General features: G+C 44.1%; 11 protein-coding genes. 5 read left to right on the top strand and 6 right to left on the bottom strand.

Annotation, left to right across the window (positions count from 1 at the left end):
* Window positions 1-50 precede the first annotated feature (50 nt).
* Entirely contained in the window at window positions 51-485 is a 435-nt protein-coding gene (locus L1D60_RS06390; protein WP_239840261.1) for a YccF domain-containing protein, read from the top strand.
* A 52-nt stretch (window positions 486-537) separates the two neighbouring features.
* Here L1D60_RS06390 and L1D60_RS06385 read toward each other — a convergent pair whose 3' ends face one another.
* The 3 genes from L1D60_RS06385 to L1D60_RS06375 form a co-directional block, all read right to left on the bottom strand.
* Window positions 538-4,284, bottom strand: a complete 3,747-nt coding sequence (locus L1D60_RS06385) for a hypothetical protein (protein ID WP_239840260.1) — start codon at window positions 4,282-4,284, stop codon at window positions 538-540.
* Window positions 4,285-4,687: 403 nt separating this feature from the next.
* Window positions 4,688-5,836 carry an L-threonine dehydrogenase gene (gene yiaY / locus L1D60_RS06380; protein ID WP_239840259.1) on the bottom strand — a complete coding sequence of 383 codons (1,149 nt, stop codon included), beginning with the start codon at window positions 5,834-5,836 and terminating at the stop codon, window positions 4,688-4,690.
* A gap of 254 nt (window positions 5,837-6,090) precedes the next feature.
* Window positions 6,091-6,252, bottom strand: coding sequence for a hypothetical protein (locus L1D60_RS06375; protein ID WP_239840258.1), 162 nt, complete (start codon window positions 6,250-6,252; stop codon window positions 6,091-6,093).
* Between the two features lie 195 nt (window positions 6,253-6,447).
* Between L1D60_RS06375 and yjjG the strand changes: the two genes are divergently transcribed.
* On the top strand, window positions 6,448-7,122 hold the full coding sequence (gene yjjG / locus L1D60_RS06370) for a pyrimidine 5'-nucleotidase (RefSeq protein WP_239840257.1): 675 nt from the start codon (window positions 6,448-6,450) through the stop codon (window positions 7,120-7,122).
* 137 nt (window positions 7,123-7,259) lie between these two features.
* Here the strand turns inward: yjjG and L1D60_RS06365 are convergent, their stop codons facing one another.
* A complete protein-coding gene (locus L1D60_RS06365; RefSeq protein WP_239840256.1) occupies window positions 7,260-9,428 on the bottom strand; it encodes a diguanylate cyclase in 2,169 nt (722 codons plus the stop codon).
* 156 nt (window positions 9,429-9,584) lie between these two features.
* Between L1D60_RS06365 and yddG the strand changes: the two genes are divergently transcribed.
* Window positions 9,585-10,526 carry an aromatic amino acid DMT transporter YddG gene (yddG, locus tag L1D60_RS06360; protein WP_239840255.1) on the top strand — a complete coding sequence of 314 codons (942 nt, stop codon included), beginning with the start codon at window positions 9,585-9,587 and terminating at the stop codon, window positions 10,524-10,526.
* A gap of 18 nt (window positions 10,527-10,544) precedes the next feature.
* Here yddG and L1D60_RS06355 read toward each other — a convergent pair whose 3' ends face one another.
* Window positions 10,545-11,441: a cation diffusion facilitator family transporter gene (locus tag L1D60_RS06355; RefSeq protein WP_239840254.1), complete on the bottom strand. Its 897-nt coding sequence runs from the start codon at window positions 11,439-11,441 to the stop codon at window positions 10,545-10,547.
* A gap of 330 nt (window positions 11,442-11,771) precedes the next feature.
* Window positions 11,772-12,650, bottom strand: a complete 879-nt coding sequence (locus L1D60_RS06350; protein WP_239840253.1) for a LysR family transcriptional regulator — start codon at window positions 12,648-12,650, stop codon at window positions 11,772-11,774.
* A gap of 162 nt (window positions 12,651-12,812) precedes the next feature.
* On the opposite strand from L1D60_RS06350, the gene L1D60_RS06345 reads away from it, so the two are divergent.
* Both L1D60_RS06345 and L1D60_RS06340 read left to right on the top strand, forming a co-directional pair.
* Window positions 12,813-13,412 carry a methyltransferase domain-containing protein gene (locus L1D60_RS06345; RefSeq protein WP_239840252.1) on the top strand — a complete coding sequence of 200 codons (600 nt, stop codon included), beginning with the start codon at window positions 12,813-12,815 and terminating at the stop codon, window positions 13,410-13,412.
* Between the two features lie 188 nt (window positions 13,413-13,600).
* Window positions 13,601-15,160 carry a YjjI family glycine radical enzyme gene (locus tag L1D60_RS06340; protein WP_239840251.1) on the top strand — a complete coding sequence of 520 codons (1,560 nt, stop codon included), beginning with the start codon at window positions 13,601-13,603 and terminating at the stop codon, window positions 15,158-15,160.
* Window positions 15,161-15,179: the final 19 nt, after the last annotated feature.

The following is a 15,179-nucleotide window of genomic DNA, read 5'->3' as shown; positions in this document are numbered from 1 at the left end:
CTTATTTGGCATAGTAATTAAACAGCATTCAAAGAGTTGGAGAATACAGAATGAAAACAATAGGTAACATCATTTGGTTTCTGTTCGGTGGCGTATTTATGGGATTGGCGTGGTGGTTCTTTGGGCTGCTTGCATTTCTGACCATCGTTGGTATTCCGTGGGGCAGAGCGTGTTTTGTTATGGGTAACTTCTCGTTCTTTCCATTTGGTCAAGAAGCGATTGCGCGTGATGAGCTAACCAATGAGGGTGATATCGGTACCAGTCCATTAGGCATGATAGGCAATATTATCTGGTTCGTATTCGCAGGGGTATGGCTTGCAATTGGCCACATCTTATCTGCAGTAGCCTGCTTCGTGACCATCATCGGTATCCCATTTGCTATTCAGCACCTTAAATTAGCTGTGATTTCATTGGCACCTATCGGCAAAACGGTCGTTGACAAGCGCGAAGCTGAAGCGGCACGTGTTAGAAACTACAAAGGCTAGAAAGAAATGCCCCCAATAAAGGGGGCATTGATTGCTGGATGAGTATCGTTAATTAGTCATCGGGTTGATCTGCAGTGAAAACTCGGGACCAAATATCACCTCCGTCGTCATCTCCTACGCCATCCCAGTCGCTTCCCCTTGAGAATCCTTTGATGGAAAACTCGATACTATTACTGTCAATAATAGCTAGAGTATCTCTTGCTGTGATTTCTCCAGCATCGATAACTACGTCTACTAGGTTTGTTTCATCGTTAACAGACCAAGTCATGGTTAAGTTTTCTTGGTCACCGTCATCTATATGTGAAACGATATATGAGCCAGTGCCATCTTCTTCAAATACGAAAGTTTCGAATTCACCGTCTTCATCTGAGTTGCTTGTGAAGCTGATTTTTCTGTCGAAGTAGTCCGCACTAAATGCTGCGTTGGAGTCACTTAGTTCTATACAAGATTCCACGCTATCTTTGTAGTCTTGGAAAGAGCCATAATTTGGCACGTTGTCTTCGTCATTCCAATCAGTATTGCCTGTATCACAATAGAGAATGCCATTGCTAGTCGATAGGTCTTCGTAGGTTGAAGCCCAAGATTCAGATGCTTCTGGTTCGTAGAAAGCGAGACTCACGGAGCCTTCTCTGTTGTACAAAACAGTAATATACTCAGCTAACTCCGTTTTTTCCTCGTCATAGTAAACAACATACATGTTGTTATCGGCGTCAAATTCCCATACCCAATATCTAGGAATTCCGTTACGGTAATTTATGGCCGTGCCATCGTCGTTAAATTGATATCCGCGAGTCTCCCCATTACTCTTCACTCTACCAAGCTGTAACCCTGATAGTTCAGAGGTTAATGGGTTGTCAGCACAATCTGAATATTCGGAGAGGTCATTTTTAAAGCTATCTAATGACGCGTTAGAATTTTCGGGGAAGCTACAGATGACATTGCCTTCTATGAGTTCCACAGTGTCAGACCAAATTAGTTGCGTCGACTGTTCACCCTGAACCTCGGATTCATAGAATTTCAATGACCACACTGAATCGGATTGCTCAATTAATGCCCAAGTCCATGATGCGCTATAGTCTGCTTCAGTATAAGTGACTACCACTTGACCATTGTTTATGCCCCAATTGTCTGTATATCCGTATTCACCATTTTTAGAAACGTCTACCGTCCCATCTGCGTTAAAGAAGTAGTCACGGGTGTCACCATTGCCCTTAACACGATGGAAATTTTGGTCGACGATCATCTGTTCCGTGATTGTGATTCTACCACCACAAGCTGTAACAGCGGCTTCAAACTCTTGTGTTGTTGAGGTGTCGTCTTCGTCGTCTCCAGTACTACATGTAGAAACAGGTACATCGACAATGTTTAAAGCAGCATCTCTAGCAATAGCATTGATGTAGATGCTTTCATCAACTTCTGGTTCTCCTGCCTTTTCAAGTGAACCTTGATGGAGTTGGCCGTCAACAACGCTAAATAAGACATGCGGAGAGTCTTGATCAAAGCTTTCGCCCCACTCTGCGATCGCTTCCTCGGGAACAGTAAACATAATAATGTCTTCATTGTTCATCGTTGAGCGAGTCCAAGTGGCTGACGATACCCTTACAGCTTCTCCATCATGCCAATTTAAAGAATAAAAGTTGACTGTATTGTCAGAGACTAGTTCGGCACTAACATCCCATCCAATTGATACACCGTAGTACATCGATGTCTGGCCAACTTCACCTGCACTTGTGTCTACGATCAGTTCGTCCAATGTTGCATTGTCTTTGCCATTGTGACCATCAAAAACCCATGGCGTCCAGTTAATCCAAAGATAGTACGCATCGTTAACTGGCGTGAAGTTAAGAACTACAGCCGTTGAGCCATCAGGGTAGCTACCCTGACTGTCTTCCAACAAGTCTAAATCTAGGTTGTAAGAGGAAATAGAGACGCCCGATAGATCTTTATATATTGCCGTTGCACTGTAAGTTAACGTCGGGTGATCTACTGGGTAAGCCATTATTTTACTATCGCTGATATCCAGTACATATTCTTCGGGGATTGATGTCCAACCTTGCTCAGTGAGTTGGGTGTCTGACTCATAATCGTTTGGTACTGTGATTAACGTTCCGTCAGATTTAACTCGCTGAATTTGGGTTAATGGAGCAACATCACCATTTGGAGTAAAGGTGTCGATAAAGAGTTGGGTGATTTTGTCGTAATCTTCCTCCCAAAGAGAGTAAATAGCGCCTTCTGATTTGATGAATTCGATTGCCTTTGCCGTGTCCGATAAACCTACATCTGGATCGGTCGGATCGAGGTCGTTTTCATCGTCGATACCGTCATTGTCGTCATCGGGGTCTGCATTATTACCAATGCCATCCTTGTCGGTGTCGACAGATTCGTCCTTATCTAATGGAAAGTCATCTTCTTCATCGGAAACGCCGTCACCATCATCATCAGTATCTGCATTGTTGCCTATGTTATCCTTGTCAGTATCAACCGTTTCGGAGCTGTCTAGTGGGAACGCATCGTCTTCGTCACTAACTTCATCACCATCGTCATCGGTATCTGCGTTATTGCCGATTCCATCCTTATCGGTGTCGAGAGATTCGTCTTTATCTAATGGGAAGTCATCTTCTTCGTCGGAAACACCATCACCATCATCATCGGTATCAGCGTTGTTTCCTATATTATCTTCGTCGGTGTCAATACTCTCTGATGAGTCAAGTGGAAATGCGTCTTCTTCGTCATTGACTTCATCGCCATCATCATCTTCATCAGTATTATTGCCGATACCATCATTATCAGTGTCTAGTGTCTCTGTTGGGTCGAAGTCGAATGCGTCTTCGGTGTCTGGAACTCCGTCATTATCGTCATCTAGATCGGCATTATCACCTTTGCCATCAGAATCTGAGTCTTTGGTTTCATTCGGGTCTAACGGCATTTCATCTTCTGTATCAGAAACGCCGTCGCCATCGTCATCAGTATCGGCATTGTCACCAATTTCATCATTGTCACTATCTAGCCATTCACTGCTGTCGCTTGGAAAGGCATCGTCTTCATCTGCGACACCATCTCTATCTGTATCCTTGTCTGCCACACCTGATTTGTTGAAGACAATGGAATCTAAATCTGCTTCGTTGTCTTCAACAATTTCTTTGATTTTTGAGTTTACAACACTGATAGCAGCTAAGAGGTCATTACTGCCGTCGTCATCGTTGGCAGCAGTGTTCAATTCTTCAGGGCTCTCTGGTAAGTTCCCTGATGCAACTAGGCTTCTCGCACCAAAGGCCGCTTTTTCGTTATTGTTTTCTTTGTAATCACCAAGAACTTCACCTTCTTCTAATCCCATTTCTGTCGCAACATTTGTGATTGCTTCTTCTTTGCTGGCTGCTTGCCCTGATTCAAGTTGGACATGTACTAAAGTGGAGAGTGGTGTGACGTCTCTTTCTCCGGCAGGAGCGGACATTACGTAGTCGGATGCGACGGTATTGCCCGTGTCTTCATCAACGGTTTGACCTTTTATCGACCTAACGACAAGAGGGTAGGTTTCTGGATTATCAATACCAGTAATATCTAGGCTAGCTTTACCTCCTTCTCCTGTTGTGGCAGAAGGTTCGTTAGAATCTAACTGGAAGTTAGCATTAAGGTCTAACCAAACTTGGGCACCATTCAAGTATCCATCAATGGCCGTTACGCTATAAGATGTGCTGGACGCGGAACCGCTAGACGAGTCTGAATCGGAGTCGTCAAGACAACCGACCAGACCCACACTAGCAGTTAACCCTAGCACAATAGTGAGTGGGTTCTTTTTCATTAGTTCATCCTAAACTGACGTTGCATAGATTATGTTGCATAAGAAAGCTAGGAAATGAACTGGGTTTGCGCAAGGTGCATAAAAATGCACTTTTGACTAAATGAATAGTTATACTTGGCATTCATTTGTCTGGTTTATGATTTCTAGTGTTGGTAACACTAAGGCAAATAAGGAATAATATATGGCATTGTGTTCTTTAGGTTATGCTGCATTGTTCGCAGAGACTCGCTTTGGCTTCAAAATAAAAAATAACCATTGTTTTAATATGTGATCTATTTCACTGCACGCATATGGTTCCGTCTTGTCAATTATTGTGACTTTGCTCGATAAAAAGGCGGGCTCACCTATGGCAAGCCCGCTTTCAAACTAACATATAAAGTTTGGTGTTTTATAAATTGAAGAACTACATTGCCGCTTCGAAAATCGCAGAGATTTCTTCGTGGGTCGCTTGTTTAGGGTTAGTAAAACCACATGCGTCTTTCAGTGCGTTGTCAGACAGAGTAGGGATATCTTCTAGCTTCGCACCAAGTTCCGCGATACCTGTTGGGATGTTCACGTCATTTGCTAGTTGAACAATCGCTTCGATCGCAGCTTCTGCACCTTGCTCTGGTGACATACCTTCAACGTTAACGCCCATTGCTTTTGCAACATCACGTAGACGCTCAGGACAAACTTGCGCGTTGTAGCGTTGAACGTGTGGTAGCAAGATAGCGTTACATACACCGTGTGGAAGGTCGTAGAAACCACCCAGTTGGTGCGCCATCGCGTGAACATAACCTAGTGACGCGTTGTTGAACGCCATACCCGCCATGAACTGTGCGTAAGCCATTTGCTCACGTGCTTCAATGTCTTCGCCGTGCGCTACTGCCGTTCTTAGGTGAGCTTGTACAAGTTCAATTGCTTTAATCGCTACAGCGTCTGTTATTGGTGTCGCTGCGATAGAAACGTAAGCTTCGATTGCGTGTGTTAGCGCATCCATACCTGTTGCAGCAGTCAGTGATGCAGGCTTAGCAAGCATTAGTTCAGGATCGTTTACTGAAATAAGCGGTGTTGTGTGCTTATCAACGATAGCCATCTTAATGTGGCGCTCTTCATCTGTAATGATGCAGAAACGTGTCATTTCTGAAGCGGTGCCCGCAGTCGTGTTGATAGCGATAAGAGGCATCATCGGTTTTTCAGATTGATCGACACCTTCGTAATCTGCAATCTTGCCGCCGTTAGAAGCAACCAAAGCGATACCTTTCGCGCAGTCGTGTGGAGAACCGCCACCTAGAGAAATAACGAAATCACAGTCGTTGTCAGTCAGTAATTCAAGACCATCATTTACGTTTGTGATGGTTGGGTTTGGTTGAGTGCCATCGAATACCACAGCGTCTACACCGCGCTCGCTAAGAAGGTCTTGTACCTGCTTAACCACGCCAATTTGGTTTAGGATTTTATCGGTTACGATAAGACCTTTTTTAAAGCCTTGAGACTGAATGCTATCAGCAGCATCCTTTAAACAGCCAGTACCCATGAAGTTGATTGTAGGGATGTAAAATGCACTAGCCATGAGTTGCTCCAGTTAAATTATGATTTTTGCTTGAGCTCTATGTTGGCGATAAAGGTCTGTGGAACAATTGATCTGGGACAATTTTCACGCCTAACTACCACTTTCTGGTTAGGGATTGTGACGTGCTTCATGAAGCAAACGGTTAGCTCGATTCTAATGATAATTTAAATAATAATAGGTGGCGTGAGCAGTACGCCATCCATATGAGAATAAATAGTGTTGATGAAAAAGATCTACATAAAGTTCTAATTTTATTAACTTTTTGTCTCTTCTATATCGATAGCCTCTTGTTTGGATTCATCACCAGAGACCATTTCTTGCTCTGTTTTTGGTTCGGATTGGTCGCCGACAAAAGCGTCGTAGTTTTTGACAAGAAACGGTGTAAGCATGACAGACGACGGTAAGAAGTGCTTCATAATACCTCCGGTATTGAAATGTGTTTCTTGTATGTTATTAGTTTAATATGTGGCAAAATTTGCGATACATCATAAGTTGATGCGTGATTTATATAAAAGGTCAGAACTTTCTACGAGCTCACAGTTGTGTAGAAAGTGTGCAAAAGACATGAGGCATAGCCTCTCTAGAACGATCGAACCCAAGTAGGATAGGTAATGAAGTACGACTGGATATTTTTTGATGCGGATGAAACGCTGTTTCACTTTGACTCGTTTAAGGGAATGAAGCTGATGTTCTCTCGCTTCGGCGTTGAGTTTAACGAGCAAGACTACGCGGCATACCAACAAGTCAATTTACCGCTTTGGGTTGATTATCAAGATGGCCGTATTACTGCGGATCAATTAAAGCACACCCGCTTTGAGTCTTGGGCGGAAAAGCTAGATACCACAACCGCCGTATTGAATAGCGCTTTCCTAGCCGCAATGGCAGACATCTGTACATTATTGCCGGGCGCTAAAGAGTTGATGGAAGCACTGCAAGGTAAGGTGAAAATGGGCATCATCACTAACGGCTTTACCGAACTGCAGTCTATTCGTTTGGAGCGCACAGGGATGACGCATTACTTCGACCATGTGGTGATCTCTGAAGAGGTGGGCGTGGCTAAACCAGACATTGCGATCTTTGATCACACACACCGCATCATTGGCGAACCGGCTAAAGATCGTATGTTGATGGTAGGTGATAACCCGCACTCAGATATTTTAGGCGGCATCGATTTTGGTATCGAAACATGTTGGCTGAATGTTGAAGGTAAACCAAAGCCAAGTGGCATTGAACCTCACTATCAAGTCGCGTCTTTGACTGAGTTAAAGGCGCTGCTTCTCGCTTAGTGTTGGCCGTGGTTTCCTGTTAACAGCTGTTTCGTGTTTACAGCCGCTGGCTCTACAAAAGACAGTTGATTGAAAAGGTACCTAAAACGGAAGTTGGGTACCTTTTTTATTGGCAGTTATTGATGCGAGTGAGAGCACTACATAAAAGGTAGAGGGAAAGCGTCGCTAGGCTCGGGGTTGTTAACGTGTTCGGCATTCACGATGAGCGAGCCATTTCTACCCTTGTCCTTGATGGTGTACAAAGCTTCATCCGCTTTTTGAATCAACTCTGAATCGAGCAATAGGCTCTTAGTGCCGTGATCAAATATCGCCCCGCCAATGGATACGGTGATCCTGTCACTACACGGGGAAGAGATATGTTCGATGTTATGCTGATGAAGATCAGACATAAAGTCACGAGCCTTCTTCTCAAGTTCAGACTTCATCATGCATTCGGTCAAAATAAGAAACTCATCGCCTCCAAATCGGAATACTTTACAGTGCTCTTTGGTAAAGTGGATTCGAAGTAGATTGGCGATCTCCTTTAACACGCCATCCCCTTTTACGTGACCATAACTGTCGTTGTACTGCTTGTAGTAATCCACATCAACGAGCAGCACCGAGATCTTGCTCGCCGCTTGTGCACACTTTTGTAGCTTTTGAATCGACGAGCCAAGAGAGACGCGATTATAGAGACCAGTTAAAGGGTCTAAGTTCACCAAACGGTTGAGCTCTTTCTTCTGGGCTTCGAGCTGTTTTTTGTGTTGTTTGTTTTGTAAGTCGACCGCAATGTACGAGCCAAGGTGCTTAATCAAAGACATATGGTAGTCTTGGTAAGCATGCGGCTGGTGGGTCTGTATCGTCAACACACCTAGAGTCTTATGATCGAGCGTTAACGGAATCATGATAACCGACGGGTAGTCCTCTTGCGTCGTACCGACAAAAGCGTGCGCGGTCGGATCCTGATTAACAAGCTTTTGTAGTACCTCAGGAGAAAAACTGCCGTGCACGAACGATAGATTGTTCTTGATGCAATACGTACTTAATGTCGACTCACCACGACAATTGATAGTGAATGGCGGTAGAAGATTACCAAGGTCAATAAACTGCTCGTAATGCAATTTCTCAGTCGCTTCGTCATACAAGCCCAAAGCAAGACAGTCGACAGACATGAGTTTTGAAAGGTCGTTATACAGACGAAATACCATGTCTGTGAGATCGTTGTGTGATCCAAGGTACTCGCCAAACGAAGAGATTAACTCCAAGTTTTTTGCCAACGACTGCGCGTTCTCTAACTGAGGACGTTCAGAATGGAGTTGATACAGTTGCGAGATGGACTCACTGTTACTTTCACCGTGTAGCTTGAGTGCCTTTGCCTGTAAATTGAAGGCTTGTTCTAGGCGCTCATTCTTTAATGTGGCGTTGTTATTAAACTTCGATTCTTGATGCAAGATAGTGGCGAAAGCCTCCAACATCTTAGCACTACCGAATGCTTCAACCAGAGTCAGCGCTTTTTGAATATGAGTATCGAGGTGAGCAATATGTTGGTTCTCGATAGCACAACGGCAATACTCAAGAAGTGCATCTAATAGATAGAAATCGTCTGACAGCTGTTCTGCACATTGAATCGCGTTACAAAAGTGCTTGAGTGCGTGCTCAGATTCTCCTAGCAGCTCTAAATGGGCGCCAAAGGCATTATGATAGAAGAACTCGCCAAGTGGACTTGCGTGTAACGTGAGAGTCTTTCTGTACTGCTCAAACTGTTGGACAGCAATATCGAACCGACCCAGCTTACTATTGGTAAATGCAAGGTTGGTGAGTACAGGTGAGATCACCATCTGCTCTGGTGTCTGAGTACTGGTTTCCCAGGCTAATTCACAGTAGTAGTGGGCTTTGTGAAAGTCTTCAGCTTCGAGAAATATATAACCTAAATTCGCGTAGATTCTTGCAAGCAAGTATGGGCTAGCAATGTGTTTACATTCCGAAGCCTTGGTTAATTCGACAATGGCTTCAGTGAAGTTGCCTGAGCGAATCATGGCGATACCTAAACCATACTCGATGTAGTATTTGAGGATCAAAGAGGGTGAAGCGTCTGCTTTATTTAGAGCTTGACTAAGATAGACAAGAGCCTGTTTTACTTTACCTTTTCTCAATACACAGAAACCGTCGACAAATAACTTTATAGAACTTGGGATGGTTTTATCTAATCGAACGGCTTCGGTGTCCATCGCTTTTTTGACATGGCCGATAGCCTCTGCGCTTTGAGAAGCAATGACTTCTTTTAGTTGCAGATCTAGGTAATGAGTAAAGCTATCGGTATAGTTCATTAAGGTGACAATGATGAAATAAATATAATTATATTGTACGAAGTGTTGTTTATTTTAGGAAGTCTTATTTTGTTTTTTCTATCATTTGGCCAAGTTTCTGGTTTATGCTCGCCATTTAGGAATTTGCTTAAGTTGGCTTTGTAAAAAGGTAATCAAGTGTTAAAGACTCATCGTTATAGTTGTTATGGCGTAATGGCCATTCTATTGTGGAGCTGCTTAATCGCGCTCTCACGCAGCGTATCTGAACAGTTAGGACCGATTGGAGGGGCTGCCAGTCTCTATACGGTGAGCTCGATCCTACTGGTGTTTACCATGGGTTTACCGAAAATTTCGCGTTTCTCTAAGTCATATCTTCTGATTGGTGGCTCACTTTTCGTTTGCTATGAGATATTTTTGGCCCTTGCTCTTGGTATGGCGAACAGCCGTCATCAAGCAATCGAAATGGCGGTTATCAACTATCTTTGGCCCGCATTAACTGTGCTGTTTGCCGTGTTACTCAGTAAAAAGAAGACCAACTTACTGGTTTACCCAAGTATCGTACTGGCGTTCTTCGGCGTGGCATGGAGTATCAGTGGCGATCAAGGTCTTTCGGTACAGCAGATTGCCGCAAACGTGGCGACTAACCCGCTAACTTATTCCATGGCTTTCTTTGGTGCGATCATCTGGGCTGTGTATTGTAATTACACACAGCGTGTGGCGAAAGGTCAGAATGCAATTGTGCTGTTCTTTATTGCGACTGCGGTGACCCTCTGGATTAAATACGCGCTGAGTGATGAACCGGCGATGATCATGACAACGAGCGCTGCTATCGATCTTGTGTTGGCGGGGGCGGCGATGGGAGCGGGTTATGCGTTGTGGAATACCGCGATATTAGGTGGCAACATGGTGTTTCTTGCAACCATGTCGTACTTTACGCCAATCTTCGCAACTCTATTCTCTTCAATGCTGCTCGGCCTTTCACTCACTATGACCTTCTTACAAGGCGTGTGCATGGTGACGATTGGTTCACTGGCGTGCTGGTGGGTAACAAGAGAAAAGCCGACACAAAAAGCGTCGGCTAAATCAGAAAGTGGTGATATCGAGCAAGCGAACACCTAGTCGCTAATCGGTTACCCTTTAGCTTGCAATACTCAAATTGAGTTTCAGCTCATAAGGCATTTTAGAAAGGCGTCGCTTGAGTAGGCGGCGCGTCTTTTCAATATCATTGACTGCAATGGTTGCTTGATCGTTGGTGTGAATGTCCACGTTAATACGCAGCTCTTGACCCACCTTAGTTACACCTTTCAGTTTAAGATCTTGTTGCGCTTCTTTATCGACTGCGATGACGTTCTCATCAACCTTTTCACAAATCTCTTTGTTTGCCGACATCATTAACAGTTCACGCATTGCTTGTTTCAGCATATCGAATGGGACTTTAATGAAGTAGAACGACATCAGAACCATCATCATAGGGTCAGCATAAACAGCAAACTCAGCGTATGGTGACAAGGTGATGAACCATGCTGCGACGAAACCTGCAGTCACCGCTACACTCAACAATGTATCCATCTGCCACTGCTTCGATTCAGCTTCAATCAGACCAGAAGAGAATGACTTACTCTTATTGGCGATGTACCACCAAGCGTAACCACAACCTAGTACGTTCAGAGCACCAAAGATGGTTGCGATAGAGGCGTCAACCTCTCGGCCACCAGTCATCAATGCGCCCACTGCTGAATATAATGAGTAACCGACAACGATAAGAATAACCGCGGCTTTAAATGCAATAACGATAGGCTCGATGATTGCTCGACCAAAAGGGAAGTTAGAATCTGACGGGCGATTAATGTACTTCGATGCCGCAAGTGACAATAAAGTTAACAGTAAACTGATCAGCGAATAAACACCGTCGAATACGATGACGAGGGAACCAACAATTAAGCCTAGTGCCAAGCCACCTAATGCAAAGCCAGATGCAAGAAGGGCTGAGAACATTAATACTCGATTTTCGTTTTGGTTTGTCCTGTCACACATAATGATTTCCTAGTGTCTTCGATACCTTCATTGTTCTAATACTGAGCAAGTTTTACAAACTAAATCTGTCTTGGCGTAAAGGTGAAATTGTAGGATTTATTAATTATTTAATTAAATCATTAAGTTAGAGGTTGTTTTGCCTGTCATGTTTTTTGACACTGACTGATATCGAAGAGGAAAACTTGAGAGAAGTGCGTCTGAAATAACAAATACGATCAGTAGTTAGAGTCGTAATACTGTTAGATTGGATGAGCATTAATGCGGAGTAATGCTCATCGAAATTAGAGAGGGGATGAGTGAACTCTAGATAAATGAGAGAAATGTTTATATTTAAAAATCAAATAGATAGTCACTGATCTTGTCCGCCAGCCAGTTCATTCCCGGGTGTTCCGCCATACCAGCAGCCGTGAACATACAGTAATCTTCTTGGGTCAAACCGTAGGTATGCTTGATAACCGATAGTTTCTGTTCGCGGAGTAGATGACGAATCAGTGGTTCTGGCATTACACCCCAGGCGTCCTCACGCATGATGGTATCGAGCATGTAGTCGAAGCTCGAAAAGCCAATATAGCGGCGTGAGAATGGGTCGAGAACAGGATTATCTTTCTCGTTAAGATAAACCATGGTCGCTTGCATGGAATTACGTAAGACTTCATCTGACACTCGACGCATTTCGCTTAGAGCATGCCCTTTTTGGCACACAGACATCATGCGGATTTTACCAAGTGGGTTGTAGAGGATTCTTGGGTCATCGACACGCTCGTAATCAACCCCAAAGGCGAAGTCGACTTGCTGAGTTTCCACAAGGTTGGCTAAATCACCACTGGAAGCCAGCACAATGTTGAATGAGGTGGAAGGGTAGCGGTTGTTCAGTTTATGCGATAGATCTTGCCACATTTCATCGGGCAGCGAGTCGTCGCGTGCTATCCAAATTTCGGCGTTAAACTCACCAGAAACATGCAGACAGGTTTGTTTGATACGAGCTGCCGTCACCAACATGCCTTCGCAATCCTTGTAGATCGCTTTTCCCGCTTCCGACAATTCAACGTGGTTACCACTACGAATAAACAGCTCGACATCCAGTTCTTTCTCAAGCGCTTTGATCGACATACTGAGCTTAGTTCGGTTGCATTCGAGCTGTCGTGCAGCTTCTGAGACCGATCCGAGGTCTGCAACGGAACAAAAAGCTTGGATTTGAGACAAGTTCATAGATTTTCCAGAATGAGCGAGAATCATAAGGTTTATATGTGAATATTGTGCTGATTCTCTTAGAAATAGTCCATCATTGCATGATAACTCTATGACGAATGGATTAATTTAGTTTAATCTGAGAGGGTTCCGAACGTACAAGAAGTAAAGATGGAGGCCATGATGGCGAAACAATGGGACGAGTACGCAAAAGACTGGGATAAAGAACCCGCAACGGCTGAATTCGCAAAAGCCGTATTTGACCAGTTAAGCCAGCTCGTTGATCTAGACGGAACCCGTGTCCTTGATTTTGGCTGTGGCACAGGTCTGCTTAGCCAAAAAGTGTCCCCTTTTGCAAAAGAGATAATTGCTTTAGATTTCTCTGAAGCCATGATCGAAGAACTCGACAAAAAAGAGCTACCCAATGTAGAGCCCGTTGTTGATATTCTTTCTCGTGGTTTAGCAGCTCAACACCCTGCATTTCGAAAGCAATTTGATGTCGTAGTCGCGTCTTCGGTGTGTGGCTTTATTCCGAATCTACAAGATACGGTGAGTTTGATTTACACGCTTTTAGAAGAAGAAGGGCTGTTTGTTCACTGGGACTGGTGTCTAGAGAGTAACGAAGAAACGTCCGGTTTAACACTGAGTCGCTCAGAGAATGTGTTAACTGCAGCAGGTTTCTCAAACGTAGAAGTGTCAGTACCATTCTCGATTGATACTCCTCAGGGTGAATTGAAAGTATTAATGGGCGTCGGTCGTAAGCAGTCTTACCACCCGTACTAAGTTACGCTAACGTATTGATACTCAATAGATAGAATAAACCCACACTGTGTTGCAGTGTGGGTTTTCTTTTGGCTACAACATTGATGATTGTTATTTCCATAATGGAAATGTTTAATTGATTATATTTCAATAGTGGAAAAGTAATAACTCTTTTAGAATAAGACCATATAAATACAAAGGGTTTTATCATGAGCCAACAAACAACGTCATCACCAATGCCTGAACTTCAGCAACGTTTCCATAATATTATTTCGGATGCCAACTTATCGCCTAAGCAGAAGTCGAGCTATTTAGCGCTAGAAGCAGAAGCAAGCCTACCGTATATGCCAATCAGCCAAGCCGCTGAACAAGCACTTAAAGACGGGGTGCTGTGTGACATGTTTGAAGGCCATGCGCCGTTTAAGCCGCGCTACGTCTTGCCAGACTATTCTAAATACTTACATCTAGGCTCAGAGTATTTAGAACTCAGCGCGGCGACTAATCTTGATGAAGCGCTCAACATGTTGACGATCATCTATCACCATGTTCCATCAGTGACCTCTATCCCTGTATACCTCGGTCAACTAGACGATGTATTGATGCCATTCGTTGGCGATCTAACAGACGAACAAATCTATCAAAAATTAAAACTGTTCTGGATAATGCTAGATCGCACGCTTCCAGATGCGTTCATGCATGTAAATATCGGCCCTGCAGATAACATCATTTGTCGCACTATCTTGCGAGTAGACGCTGAACTGAAGCAAATCGCTCCGAATTTGACCTTTATGTACGACCCAGCTGTGACTCCAGACGACCTATTGCGTCAGGCCGCGAGTAACATCTGTGAGTGCAGTAAGCCTCATATCGCGAATTACCCAGCACATGCGAGCGCTTACGGTGATAAGCGTTTTGGAATCGTGAGCTGCTATAACTCTCTGCCGCTTGCTGGTGGCTCAAATACCTTGGTTCGTATGAACCTAAAAGAGGTCGCGCTAAAGTCTAAAGACAGCGCTGATTTTCTACAGCAGGTACTGCCGACATACGCCAACATCATGGTTGAGCTGATGGATGCTCGCAGTCGTTTCCTTCATGAAGAGTCGAATTTCTTCGAAGGCTTCTTGACGAAAGAGGGCTTGATTGAAGAAGCACGCTTTGCGCCTATGTTTGGTATCTACGGCATGGCAGAAGCCGTGAACATCTTGATGGAGAAAGAGGATGTTGACGCTAAATATGGTCACGCTGATGCCGCTAATACACTTGGTCATACGATCTCTGAAAAATTGGCTGAGATTGTTGATTCGTCACCAGTACAGTATGGTCTGAATGGTAAAGCACTGTTGCACGCGCAAGGTGGTATTAGCCTTGATAAAGATGTAACACCGGGCGTACGTATCCCTTACGGTACAGAGCCGGATCCGGTCTCTTACGTACGAGCAACCGCAGGTCATCATAAGTTTTACACGTCAGGCATTAGTGACATCTTAACGATTGATGAGACCGTGAAATCCAACCCTGAGGCGATGTTCAACCTATGTAAAGGTGCAATTCAAGCCGGTTATCGTGAGTTTACTGCAAACGTCGCGTCTAACGATTTGGTGCGCGTGACGGGCTACATGATTAAGCTCTCTGATATCGCAAAATATGATGACGAGGGTTCTCGTACCAATACCACTTTCTTGGGCGCAGAGGCGGCAAAAAACACTGGTATTTTGGAGCGTAAACCACGTGTGGCGAGCTTAGAAATGTCACCTACCTACGAACAATAAATTTTCTGATCTAACGACT

The organism is Vibrio sp. Isolate30, from assembly GCF_022397975.1.
In the GTDB taxonomy this organism is placed as follows: Bacteria; Pseudomonadota; Gammaproteobacteria; order Enterobacterales; family Vibrionaceae; genus Vibrio; species Vibrio fortis.
The sequence above is the reverse complement of the archived record's forward strand: the minus strand, read 5'-3'. Positions and strand labels throughout refer to the sequence as shown.